Consider the following 11,612-nt stretch of genomic DNA (forward strand, 5'->3'; position numbering starts at 1 on the left):
GCGTCAGCCTTGCTTTACAAGGTTTTACTGGATGGGGTGCGCAAGCTCTATGCCTTTTTCTGCGTGTGCTTGTTTCTGCCCAAACCCTTCGACCCAACGCGTGACAACGCTGCGGGCCTCGTCTTCGTCACTTGCGGCAAGCGCCAGGCGCAGCGACCTCATGGCTGAGGCGACCTCGATTTCGCTCAGGCAGTCTTCGACCGTGGAGAAGATCTTTTTATGCCCGGTTCCGACTTGAGTGCCGCTAAGTGTCAGCTCTTCGGTCATCTTTTCGCCCGGGCGCAGACCGGTGAATTCAATTTCGATATCGCCTTCCGGGTTTTGCGCATCCCGCACTGCGAAGCCCGCACTTTCGATTACCTGGCGGGCAAGTTGTTCGATGCGCACGGGTTTGCCCATATCCAACACAAATACTTCGCCACCCTTGGCCATAGACGCGGCGCGAAGCACGAGGTTCACGGCTTCATGCACAGTCATGAAGTAGCGTGAAACATCCGGGTGTGTGACGGTCAGGGGCCCGCCACGCCGCAACTGTTCCTGAAACAGGGGCACAACGGATCCCGACGAGCCCAGCACATTGCCAAAACGCACAATTGAGAACTTCAGACCCTTTGGAGTTGCAATGCGTTGGGCGATGTCTTGCACCACCAGTTCGGCCAGACGTTTTGATGCCCCCATCATGTTTGTGGGGCGCACCGCTTTGTCCGATGAAATCAGCATGAAGCGCTCAACGCCTGCGCTGGCGGCTTCTGTGACCAGGGTTTGCGTACCCAAAGCGTTGTTGGCCAAGCCGGCAAGCGGATTGAACTCGACAAGAGGCACGTGCTTGTAGGCGGCCGCGTGCAGCACGACCTGAATTTTATGATCCTTCAGCACGCCTCGCACCTGTCGCCCATCTGTGACGGATCCCAGAAGCGGAACGATTTCGATGTCGCTGCCTTCGGCGAGTTGGGTCAGTTCCTGATGGATTTGATAGAGCGCAAGTTCACTCAGTTCGTACAGGACGATTTTTTGCGGCCGGTAGTCCAAAACCTGACGGCTGAGTTCTGAGCCAATGGAACCGCCGGCGCCCGAAATCAAGATGCGGCGATCCGCATACGCTTCACCGCCCCAATCCTGAGGTGCTGTGACTTCGTCGCGACCCAGGAAATTCCTTGGATTGATCGGAGTGAGCTTTTCGACCAGCGCTTCTTCCCCGATCAGTTGGGAAAAGGAAGGCAGTGTTTGCACCTCTAGCCCCATTTTCTGCAGACGCCTCGCGATCTGCATTTGTTTGGGGTGGCTTTGCGACGGAATGGCGAGCAGCACGCGGTCGATTTTCTTCTCTGCGACAATCTCTGCAATGCGAACAGGGCTGTAAACCGGCAAACGCAACACATTCATGCCCTGCAGCGCCTTGCTGTCGTCAACAAAGGCGACAGGTTCGATCAGTTCATGACTTCGCAGGGCAGACACCAGTTGCATACCAGTTGTGCCAGCGCCGTAGATCAGAACACGACACCTGTTAGATCCATTTCGGTAGATGGCCAATACCACTTGCAAAAGGATGGCGCGGCTCACGATAGAGAAGACGAAGAACGAGATGCCGAAGGTAATTTGCGTCGATAAGGGAAGTGGCATGTTGGCGGCTGTCGTCAGCAGAATCGACGTTATGGTCAGGAGTGCGGCGAACACACCTGTCCGCCCGATAGATCCAGCTTCATATTCGTTCAGAGTTGTCGAACAAATGCCCAGCCACAACGACAGGCCCGTCGCTACGATCAGCATATATGGCAGTATCGGCAGGTAGGCTTGGAAGTTGGCGATCGCCGTCTGCCCGGAGAGGTTGAGGCTGAAGGCAAACACGAGCGCTGCGGGAATCAGCATCGCATCAATAATGATGAATATATTTCGTTTCTGCGTGCGCGAAAGCAACTTCAGCAGATCCAGCATGATGCCCCCTTGGTCGGTCGCCTTGCCAAACTGCTAACAGCGCTAGCACGAATAAATACCGAAATCGTGAAACTATTTTGCGGATACAGAAAATCTGTCCACGTCCCGGCGGAAAAGCGCCAAAAAAGCCTGAAAATTGACCGTTCTGACGCACTGATTTCACAGATCACTGGAATAAACAACGACTTGAGCTCACGAGCGCCGACGTCGAAACAGGTTGCCAATGGTTTGAAAGACCAAGTGAAAGTCGTAACAGGTGTTTTGATTCTGCTGATAGATGAGGTCGAGGCGCGCTTTGCGTGGCACACAAATACGGCAGTATGTGCTGTCCGTCTCTTCGGGCGTGCTGCACCGTGCCAAAAGCCGGTCTTCGTGCTTGTGAAAACGGATTGTGGCCAACCCCGTCACACCAGGCCGTGATGCCAATACTTGACCGTACAATTCCGGGAAGCGTTCGACATATTCACGCAGTGGCGGGCGGGGTCCGACAAAGGACAAATCCCCTTTCAGGATGTTCCACAGTTGCGGGAATTCATCCAGTTGCTTGGCCCTTAGCTTGGCGCCCAAGGGGGTAATCCGTGCCGCTTTGTGACCACCCGAAACGCCTTGGTCATTGCTTTCGATTGTCATGGTGCGGAATTTCCACAATCCAAAGCTTTCTGTTGGCGACTTCATTCGCTCTGCCACATAGAACAGCGGTCGACCCTGTTTCCGCCAGACCAGCCAGACCAGGTAAATGATGATAGGGCCAAGGAAGATGACCAGCAGGCTGGCAAAGAACAGATCGAAGATGCGCTTGCGCCATGTCATGTGTGTATTCCTTGCATCCAGTCGGCCACGATCCCTGTAGCCGTGCTGTCAGACTCCGTGAATGATGTGAACCGTTCAAGCAGGGTAGTGTCCAGATATACGTCGGCAATCGCGCGGTCCGTTGCCGGTTGGGGCGACCATTTCAGCGAAGCGGCGTCCAGAAGGTCGCCCATGTGCACGGTGTTTGGCGCAGCAACGTTCAACAGCTTTGGCAGGTCTTTACTACGCGCGAGTGTGTTCAGCACCTGTGCCAGCTTTCCTGGCCCGATGTAGCTTCGGGCTGGTGTTGTGCCATCGGCGAACTGGTCCAGTTGAAAGCCGGGCTGCCATCCGCCCAGGATCGCGTCTGCGCCGGCCACGTTGCCCAGCCGCAGCGAAGTGCTTGGGTTGGGGTGCAGCGCGGCCATCCGCTCCATTTCGAGCTTGGATGTGCCGTATGGGCTTTGTGGTGAGGTTGCAACATTTTCGCTGAGCGACCCCTGCAAAGCGCCGTAGACAGCCGCAGATGAAAACAGAAAGACATGTGCGCCGTGAGCAGCGTCCATTGTCTGGCGAGCCAGTGTCGTGTTCAGTTCCATCGGGGCGTCGGACCCGCGCGTGACCCCTGCAAGGCAAAAGACCGCGTCTGCCCCGCTGAGAGCGCGCGTTAATGCGTCGGGGTCAGCGATGTCGACATCGGAGCGGGTTGTCCAGGTGGCACTTCGCGGCCAGCGCGGTTTGAGCAATTGGCCCAGCTTTCCGCCTGCGCCAAGCATTACGATCCGCATCGCCTAGCCCATCGCGATTTGTTTGTCCGCCGGGACCAATGCATTGATCTGGCGTATGTGTTCCGGCAGGCAGACGGTTTTGAAATCGTATGTGTCTATCACGTGTTGTCGTGCAGCGGGGCCCAGATGGGCATAGTCGTCCGGCTTTGCCAGCACATCCGTCACTTGCGCGGCAATCGCGTCGGGATCGAAGAAATCGACAAGCAGGCCGGTCTTGCCGTGTTCCATCGCTTCGCGCACGGGGGCGACATCGCTGGCGACGACTGTTGCCTCCATCGACATGCTTTCAAGCAGGGACCATGACAGGACAAATGGCATCGACAGGTAGATGTGGCACGAACTGATCTGGATGATGTACTGATAACTCTCGTAGGGCACCTGCCCCAGAAAATGCAGCCGATCCCAATCGATCAAGTGGCCGACCTCGGCCTCCATCTGCCCGCGCAATCCGCCAGGGTGCTTGTTCTTGCCGCCATAGGACACGTCGTTGCCGCCGATCACCAGAATGCGGGCGTTTGGCCGCGCCTTCTGGATTTTTGGAACAGCACGCATGAACTGGTGATAGCCGCGTGTTGTTTCGAGATTGCGGGACATAAAGGTCACGATCTCGTCTTTGGGGGTTAAGGGGCGCCCGATCCTGCCAAGGGTCACCTGCGCTTTCTTGTTCGGCTTCAACTTGTCGGTGCGGATACCGTCGTGACAGACATAGATCTTGTCGTGGAAGTGCTTGGGGAAGCGATCGCGCTGCCAAAAAGTTGGGCTGTGGGCGACGTCGACCACGTTGATGTTCACCTGTGGCACAACGTTGTGGCCATGCATGATAATCGGTGCGTGTTCGCTGACGGGGCTTTCCGGGTCGAAGCCAACCGGGCCACCATGGGCTGAATAATAGTATTCGAAAAACCCGATCATCGGCGTGTCGGGCAGTACCTCTCGGAAGAATGACATCTCGCCCCAGCCCACATGACCGATCACGATGTCGGGGGTAAATCCATTTGCCATGATCCCGCGCACGGCCTGAACGGCGCCGAACCCATTGCCAGCAGCATTTTCCCATGTGCGGGAGAGGCCATAGGCATCTTCCTTGGCCTGATGGTGGGATTTGTAGACGACGGTTTGAACACCCGCAAATTGAGGGGCTTTCTGGCGTTGGGTTAGAAAGACAATTTCATGCCCGCCCCGTGCTGCAAGCCACTGGATCAGTTCACGGTACTGACCGGGCATGTTCTGGTGCACAAACAGGAATTTCATCTGCCCCTCGTTTCTTTTTTGTTTGAATACACGGCGTCATGCTTTGCCGCAATCATGGCTACGTGGGCCACATCGATCCCGTGCCGCGCTTTTCCTGACCCGGGCTTAGGCCGAACGTGCCGCGATAGCTTTTTGAGAAGTGCGAAAGTGATCGGAACCCACAGGCCACGCAGATGTCCGTCACGCTCAGATTGGTTTGACGCAAAAGCCCGCGTGCCTTTTCCAGCCGCAGTTGCAGGTAGTGGCGCTTGGGGGACATGCCCAAGTGCTTGGCGAACACGCGTTCCAGTTGCCGGGTGCTGAGTTCGATCAGATCGGCGATCTCGTCCGGGCGCAGCGGGTCTTCGAGGTTGTTTTCCATGATCTGCAGCGCCATACCCAGTTTGCCATGTGCCATGTCAGGACGCGCACGTCGCGACAGGCGCTGCCCGTGACTGGCCGCGCGTGGATCGGTATAGACCATCTGGTCCGCCACCCAAGTCGCAAGATCAATCCCGTAATCTGATTTGATCCGGTCCAGCATCATGTCCATGGACGCTGCCCCGCCCGCTGTGGTGAAGATGCGCCCGTCTTTTGAATATAGACTGTTTTCGATGATCACGTCTGGCAGAAGCTCGATCAGGGCATCGCGGTATTCCCAATGTGTGGTCACGGTCTTACCCGACAGCAGTCCGGCAAGGGCAAGCGTGTAGGTGCCGGATGAGAGAGCGCCGAAATCCATACCCTTGCGTGTCTCGCGGCGCAGCCAGTTGAGGATGGGCCGTGTGCTGCCTTCGGCTGCACGATTGCCGGCGCATACAACAAGCGTTTCATCGCGGGAGAGTTCCGGCAGCGCCGAATCCACGGCGGTGGTGATCCCATTATACGCGGGCACGGGATCACCCGTTTCCCCGATCACGCGCCACATATAGAATGTCTGACCTGACGGATGCAGGTTGGCGAGGCTCAGCGCTTCCAGAGCGCAGGCGAAGCCAAGTTGGGAATAGCCGGGAATAAGCAGAAAGGCGTAGCGCCTTGGGCTTGTCGCCTCAGGCGGCAAGAGCAGCGTCCAGTAATGCGCGAACCTTGCGGGCGTAGGGTTCGTTTACAAGGCGTGTCACCTCATTACCGTTTTTCATCACCAGCAATGTCGACCGACGTTCAACCTTGAGCCGTTGGGTCATTTGCGACGGGCCGAATGTGTCCCAATCCACATCAACGAATGTGAGGTTCGCATAGGCCGGGTTTTCGGCCAACGCCTCGGCAATCAGGTCCGACTTGATTTGGCAGGTCAGCGACCAACTGGCCCGGAAATTCATGACCACTGTTTGGTCGGTTTGGCGCAGATCGCGCCACACGGCAGGTGTGTACATTTGTGCAGGATAGGCCGCGCCGAGCGATGGCACGGCGCAGGCGGCAGCGGACAGAAGAAATGTGCGGCGGCGCATCAAATGGGCTCCGAAATCTGAAATCTCGGGACACAATATTGCGGGCGCCTGTAGGTGCAAGTGGCAGGGGTCAGGTTTTGGTCTGCCGTGACAATTGAACCGCAAGAATACCTGCCGTGATAATGGCGACACCCAGGATGTCTTGGGGGCCTAAACGTTCGCCCAGAAGTGCCGCGGCGATGGCCACGCCGAAGAACGGGTTGAGGAAGTGGAAGGTTGCCGCCTTGGTCGCACCAATCCGCGCGACAAGTGCGAACCAAATCCAAGTCGCAGCGAGACCCGGAACGAAGACGGTATATGTAAACGCGGCGTAGAGGGCGGGTGTCGGTGTCACCTCAATCGTTTCAATCATGGCCGATGCGATGCCCAGGACTACCGCGCCCACGAACATCTGTAGACCCACCACCATCATAAGGTTCCCCCCTGATGACATGGTGCGCATAGAGAGCGTTGCGATGGTCAGGGCGACGGCGCCAATGACGCACAGCGCCACGCCATAGAGATCAACACCCGCATCCAACCGTGCCGACATGATCAGGATGACCCCCGTTATCCCCAGGATCAGCCCGATGATCCCAAGCGGCGGCAGCTTGTCCCGAAACACCACCCACCCAGCAAAAGCCACCATCAGCGGCATGGTTGACGCGATGATGGAGGCGAGCGAGGCCTCGACCGTTTGCATGGCGTAGAAGTTGAGGCCCAGATAGATCGCGTTCTGGCACAGGCCAAAGATCAGGGTGGCTCGCCATTGGTCGCGTGTCAGGTTCCATGTCTGACCCATCATTCGGGCTATGGCCACACCGATGCAGCCTGCAATGAAGAAACGCAACGACGAAGCGGCAAGCGGTGGCGCGTGGGTGACAATGATCCGTGCCGAAGTGAAAGCAGAGGACCAGATCAGGGCAAAGGTCAGGCCCATCAGAAGTGCGCGGATGTCCATGACCGTCCCTTTTGTTCCGCGCGGACGTTCGGAGAATTCGGGCGGGGATGCAAGGCAATGATCACAGCCCTTTGCAATGTATGTGATCGTGTTTCGGTCCACATAGGCATTGAAGCAATGGAGGACCGACATGACCCTGACCCGCCGCGCCTTTAGTGGCCTGACATTGTCCGGTGCCTTGCTGCCTCATGCTGCTCTGTCGCAAGAGATCAGTGCCTTGGACGCCATGCGTGCGCCTTTATCGGCGCCGACGACTGAGTTTGAGGCTGCGCTGAAATGGATGGAGGAACGCGGGTCGCCGGATATGGCAGCGCCTTTGATCACGTCCTTGCGATTTTCCCGATCCCGCGGTCCGCAGATTGCCGAGACGCTGGCGGCGATTACGGGAGAGGACTACTTTACCGACTGGTTCCAGTGGATGCTCTGGCAAGAGCAGAACCCACAGATCAAGCCCCACCCGGACTTTCCCACTTACAAGCGCGAGGTGATGCTGCGGATCGACGACAATTTCGACCTGTTCCTGCGGCCCGAGCATATCCAACCAGATCAGATGCGCATCCGTCTGGAAGAGATCACCTGGGGTGGCGTGGTTAAGGACGGTATCCCGTCGCTGGACAACCCCGAGTTGGTCGATGCCGGTGATGCAGAATATCTGCGCGGTGATGATCTGGTTTTTGGCGTGTCGATCAACGGAGATGTGCGGGCCTATCCGTTGCGCATCATGGGCTGGCACGAGATGTTCAACGAGGTGATTGGTGGCGTTCCGGTGGCATTGGCTTATTGCACGTTGTGTGGGTCTGGCATTCTGTTCGAGACAGATGTGCCGGGGCGATCTAAACCGCTGGTGTTCGGGTCGTCCGGGTTTCTGTATCGCTCGAACAAGCTCATGTTCGACCGCGAGACGCATTCGCTGTGGAACCAATGGACGGGCAAACCTGTTGTGGGTCCGCTTGTGGATAGCGGGATTGAATTGCAGCAGCGCCCAGTGGTCATCACCACTTGGGACAGCTGGAAGGCGTCCAATCCCGCCACAAAGGTGCTGAGCCTGAACACCGGGCATCGGCGCGACTATGGATCAGGTGTGGTCTACAACGACTATTTCGCCTCACCAGATCTGATGTTCCCGGCGCAGGTCGACCAGCGGCAGCATGCGCAGAAGGATTACATCTTTGCCGTGCGTCAGTTTGGGGCGGCGCGCGCATGGCCACTGGATGCATTTGATGGGCGCCCGATCATCAATGACGGGATTGCGGATACGCCCCTGCTGCTGATCGGCGAAGTCGGGAAACGCAGCGTGCGGGCCTATGAACGCGGCGACAGGACCTTCACCCAGACGGGTGGCAATATTGCGGATCAATCCGGAGCGGCATGGCGGGTGACCGAAGATGCGCTCTTGGGTCCGGATGGTGCGCGGCTGGAGCGCGTCGCAGGGCATATCAGCTATTGGTTTGCCTGGGACAACTACCTGGGCGATGCGGCGACGGTGTACAGCCCATAAAAAAGGGCCGCCCATGGGCGGCCCTGAATACGTCAAAAGACGCGGTATTAGCCGTTCACGCTGTCTTTGAGCGCTTTGGCGATGGTCATTTTCACGACCTTGTCCGCTTCTTTCTTGAACTGCTCACCCGTGGCAGGGTTGCGCACCATACGCTCGGGACGCTCGCGGCAGTAGATCTTGCCAACGCCCGGCAGGGTCACGGCGCCACCGCCCGACACTTCCTTGGTGATCAGGCCGCAGATCGCGTCCAGCGCACCGCCTGCGGATTTCTTGTCTGTCCCCATTTCTTCGGCCAGCGCGGCGACGAGTTGGGTTTTTGTCATTGGTTTTGCCATTTCATGGTCTCCTTCGTCTGCCCGACAACTTGGGCCTCTGATCCGCAATATAACGGAATGTTGTGCGAACACACAACGAATAGTGGCTCAAGGCAAGCTAAAATAAGGGGTTTTCCGCTGTTTTTCGCCGTTAAAGGAAGGCTGTTTCCTCGAAAGACCGCAATTTCCGGCTGTGGATGCGCTCCAGAGGCATGGTTCGCAGGTGCTCCATCGCGCGGATTCCGATCATCAAATGGCGCGCAACTTGCTCTTTGTAGAAGTTCGAGGCCATGCCCGGCAGCTTCAATTCACCATGCAAGGGTTTGTCGGAGACGCAGAGCAGCGTGCCGTAGGGTACGCGGAAACGGTAACCGTTGGCGGCGATCGTTGCGCTTTCCATATCCAGCGCGATGGCGCGGGATTGCGACAGGCGCTGCACCGGCCCGTGCTGGTCACGCAGTTCCCAGTTGCGGTCATCATAGCTGGCAACTGTGCCTGTCCGCATGATGCGCTTCAGTTCGTAACCCTTGAGCTGCGTCGTCTCCGCCACAGCCTCTTCCAACGCAATCTGGATTTCGGCCAGCGCCGGAATTGGCACCCATGGCGGCAGATCTGTGTCGAGTACATTGTCCTCACGCAGGTAAGCGTGGGCCAGAACAAAGTCGCCAAGCGCCTGAGAGTTACGCAAACCAGCGCAGTGGCCAACCATTAGCCAAGCATGAGGGCGTAAGACGGCGATGTGGTCGGTTGCTGTCTTTGCGTTTGAAGGCCCTACGCCGATATTCACCAACGTGATGCCGGACCCATCAGCGCGCTTGAGGTGGTAGGTCGGCATCTGCGGCATCTTGGGACTGGCTGGCAATTCCTGATCACCCGTCGTGATCTCCGCATTCCCTGTCGACACGAAAGACGTGTAGCCGCTGTCGGGGTCATCGATCTGCGCGCGGGCATATGCCTCGAACTCAGAGACATAGAACTGGTAGTTCGTAAACAGAACGTGGTTCTGGAAGTGATGCGCGTCGGTGGCAGTGTAATGTGAAAGCCGTGCCAGCGAGTAATCAATGCGCTGAGCCGTGAAAGGGGCAAGAGGGCCGATCCCGTCGACCGTCTCATGAGTGCCGTTGACGATATCATCGTTGGTGTTTGTCAAATCCGGAACGTCAAACACGTCGCGCAGGGGAAAGGCTGCTGCCCCCTCTTGCGGGACTGTCATATTTTGTTCGTTTGCCACCGCGAAATGGACGGGCATCGGCGTGTTTGAATAACCGATCTCGACAGGTTGCCCGTGATTGGTGATCAGCAGACCGATCTGCTGGGTCAGGTAGTTTTCGAACAGGTCAGGTCGTGTGACCGTCGTTGCGTAGGTGCCGGGGTCTGCCACGTGCCCGAAGCTGAGACGCGTATCGACCTGCGCGTAGCTGGACGTGGTAAAGCGAATTTCGGGATAGTAGGCCCGCACGCGCCCTTCAGGTGCACCATGCTCCATCGCGTGCTGGAATTGCTGGCTTAGGAATTGGACCGCATCTTCGTACAGCTCGCGCAGGTGGGCCACAGCGGCCTTCGCATCGTGAAATTCGGTGTGGCCATGGCCGGCTTGTTCAAGTGTTCTCATGTTGTTGGCTCAAGGACTGGAATGAAATCAAACGTGCGGACATCGACCAGTCCCAGGTCAGAGATGCGCAGTTCAGGAATAACGACAAGCGCCAGCAGCGAGTGCTGCATATAGGCGTTGTTCAGGGTGCAGCCGCAATCGACCATGGCTTGCACCATCTGGTCGGCCTTGGCGGCAACGTCACGTGCGGGGCTGTCGGACATGAGGCCCGCGATGGGTAGTTCGACAAGCGCCAGCTCTTCGCCGTCACGGAAGATGGTGATGCCACCACCCACCTCAGCCAGTCTGTTGGCGGCCAGAGCCATCTGATCACGGTCAGTGCCGACGACGATCATATGATGGCTGTCATGTGCCACGGTCGAGGCCATGGCCATTTTGCCTTGGTAGTTGAACCCGGACACCAGCGCGTTGGTTACGCCGCCGGTGGCCTGGTGCCGTTCGACCAGCGCGATCTGGCAAGTGTCGCCGTGGCTTTCCACCTTGCCGCCGTTGACAGGCATGTCGCGTTTCAAGGCCTTGGTCGGGGCCTGATTTTCGACGACACCGATCACGTTTGCAGTGACGGAGTTGCGGCCTTCGGGGGCTGCAATCTCGAAGTCTGCGGCGGTCTTGGGTGCGCCCATGTTGACCGTCTGACGTGCCTTGGCCGGCCAGTCGAGATGGGGACAATCCGCCGTCAACTCGCCATTGATGGAAACTGTTTGGCCCCGGGCGATCACCTGTTCGATGGGCAGTGTTTTGAGGTCAGAGGTCAGGATCACGTCCGCTCGACGACCGGGGGTAAGCGATCCGATCTCGCGCTCCAGCCCGAAATGGGCGGCGGTGTTGATCGTTGCCATTTGCAGCGCCACCAGCGGATCGCATCCACATTCGATGGCGTGCCGGACGACGCGGTTCATGTGCCCGTCATTCACCAACGTGCCGGAATGGCAGTCATCGGTGCACAGGATCATGTTGCGCGAGTCGAGACCCTTTTCCGTGATCGCCGTGATCTGCGTTTCCACATCATACCACGCGCTGCCCAGCCGGATCATGGATCGCATGCCTTGGCGCATCCGGGC

Annotated in this window: 11 protein-coding genes; 1 reads left to right on the top strand and 10 read right to left on the bottom strand. The window is 57.8% G+C overall.

Going from position 1 to position 11,612, the window contains the following annotated elements; genetic code table 11:
• Positions 1 to 24: 24 nt before the first annotated feature.
• The 7 genes from AC6RA8_RS04255 to AC6RA8_RS04285 form a co-directional block, all read right to left on the bottom strand.
• Complete coding sequence (locus AC6RA8_RS04255; protein WP_500350880.1) at positions 25 to 1,932, bottom strand: polysaccharide biosynthesis protein; 1,908 nt, start codon at positions 1,930 to 1,932, stop codon at positions 25 to 27.
• 192 nt (positions 1,933 to 2,124) lie between these two features.
• Positions 2,125 to 2,742, bottom strand: a complete 618-nt coding sequence (locus AC6RA8_RS04260; protein WP_500350881.1) for a sugar transferase — start codon at positions 2,740 to 2,742, stop codon at positions 2,125 to 2,127.
• Entirely contained in the window at positions 2,739 to 3,509 is a 771-nt protein-coding gene (locus AC6RA8_RS04265; RefSeq protein WP_500350882.1) for an NAD-dependent epimerase/dehydratase family protein, read from the bottom strand. The genes AC6RA8_RS04260 and AC6RA8_RS04265 overlap by 4 nt, the downstream gene beginning before the upstream one ends.
• A gap of 3 nt (positions 3,510 to 3,512) precedes the next feature.
• Complete coding sequence (locus AC6RA8_RS04270) at positions 3,513 to 4,760, bottom strand: glycosyltransferase family 4 protein (RefSeq protein ID WP_500350883.1); 1,248 nt, start codon at positions 4,758 to 4,760, stop codon at positions 3,513 to 3,515.
• 58 nt (positions 4,761 to 4,818) lie between these two features.
• On the bottom strand, positions 4,819 to 5,799 hold the full coding sequence (locus AC6RA8_RS04275; RefSeq protein ID WP_500350884.1) for a GlxA family transcriptional regulator: 981 nt from the start codon (positions 5,797 to 5,799) through the stop codon (positions 4,819 to 4,821).
• A complete protein-coding gene (locus AC6RA8_RS04280) occupies positions 5,789 to 6,187 on the bottom strand; it encodes a thioredoxin family protein (RefSeq protein WP_500350885.1) in 399 nt (132 codons plus the stop codon). The genes AC6RA8_RS04275 and AC6RA8_RS04280 overlap by 11 nt, the downstream gene beginning before the upstream one ends.
• 70 nt (positions 6,188 to 6,257) lie before the next feature.
• Positions 6,258 to 7,127: a DMT family transporter gene (locus tag AC6RA8_RS04285; RefSeq protein ID WP_500350890.1), complete on the bottom strand. Its 870-nt coding sequence runs from the start codon at positions 7,125 to 7,127 to the stop codon at positions 6,258 to 6,260.
• Positions 7,128 to 7,257: 130 nt separating this feature from the next.
• Between AC6RA8_RS04285 and AC6RA8_RS04290 the strand changes: the two genes are divergently transcribed.
• A complete protein-coding gene (locus AC6RA8_RS04290) occupies positions 7,258 to 8,625 on the top strand; it encodes a DUF3179 domain-containing protein (protein WP_500350886.1) in 1,368 nt (455 codons plus the stop codon).
• 47 nt (positions 8,626 to 8,672) lie between these two features.
• Here the strand turns inward: AC6RA8_RS04290 and AC6RA8_RS04295 are convergent, their stop codons facing one another.
• From AC6RA8_RS04295 to AC6RA8_RS04305, 3 genes are all read right to left on the bottom strand, one after another.
• Positions 8,673 to 8,960 carry an HU family DNA-binding protein gene (locus tag AC6RA8_RS04295; RefSeq protein WP_039684873.1) on the bottom strand — a complete coding sequence of 96 codons (288 nt, stop codon included), beginning with the start codon at positions 8,958 to 8,960 and terminating at the stop codon, positions 8,673 to 8,675.
• Positions 8,961 to 9,090: 130 nt separating this feature from the next.
• The gene (locus AC6RA8_RS04300) at positions 9,091 to 10,551 is read right to left on the bottom strand and encodes an AMP nucleosidase (RefSeq protein WP_500350887.1); all 1,461 of its coding nucleotides are present in this window, start codon (positions 10,549 to 10,551) and stop codon (positions 9,091 to 9,093) included.
• Positions 10,548 to 11,612 (bottom strand): adenine deaminase C-terminal domain-containing protein (locus tag AC6RA8_RS04305; RefSeq protein ID WP_500350888.1); only part of this gene is annotated, 1,065 nt, incomplete at its 5' end. The genes AC6RA8_RS04300 and AC6RA8_RS04305, both read right to left, overlap by 4 nt.

The organism is Tateyamaria sp. (assembly GCF_059783535.1).

Bases quoted from the DNA above. Each gene is read 5' to 3' on its own strand.
- AC6RA8_RS04300 (WP_500350887.1), bottom strand. From the start codon at position 10,551: ATGAGAACACTTGAACAAGCCGGCCATGGCCACACCGAATTTCACGAT.
- AC6RA8_RS04260 (WP_500350881.1), bottom strand. From the start codon at position 2,742: ATGACATGGCGCAAGCGCATCTTCGATCTGTTCTTTGCCAGCCTGCTG.
- AC6RA8_RS04255 (WP_500350880.1), bottom strand. From the start codon at position 1,932: ATGCTGGATCTGCTGAAGTTGCTTTCGCGCACGCAGAAACGAAATATA.
- AC6RA8_RS04280 (WP_500350885.1), bottom strand. From the start codon at position 6,187: ATGCGCCGCCGCACATTTCTTCTGTCCGCTGCCGCCTGCGCCGTGCCA.
- AC6RA8_RS04270 (WP_500350883.1), bottom strand. From the start codon at position 4,760: ATGAAATTCCTGTTTGTGCACCAGAACATGCCCGGTCAGTACCGTGAA.
- AC6RA8_RS04290 (WP_500350886.1), top strand. From the start codon at position 7,258: ATGACCCTGACCCGCCGCGCCTTTAGTGGCCTGACATTGTCCGGTGCC.
- AC6RA8_RS04295 (WP_039684873.1), bottom strand. From the start codon at position 8,960: ATGGCAAAACCAATGACAAAAACCCAACTCGTCGCCGCGCTGGCCGAA.
- AC6RA8_RS04265 (WP_500350882.1), bottom strand. From the start codon at position 3,509: ATGCGGATCGTAATGCTTGGCGCAGGCGGAAAGCTGGGCCAATTGCTC.
- AC6RA8_RS04285 (WP_500350890.1), bottom strand. From the start codon at position 7,127: ATGGACATCCGCGCACTTCTGATGGGCCTGACCTTTGCCCTGATCTGG.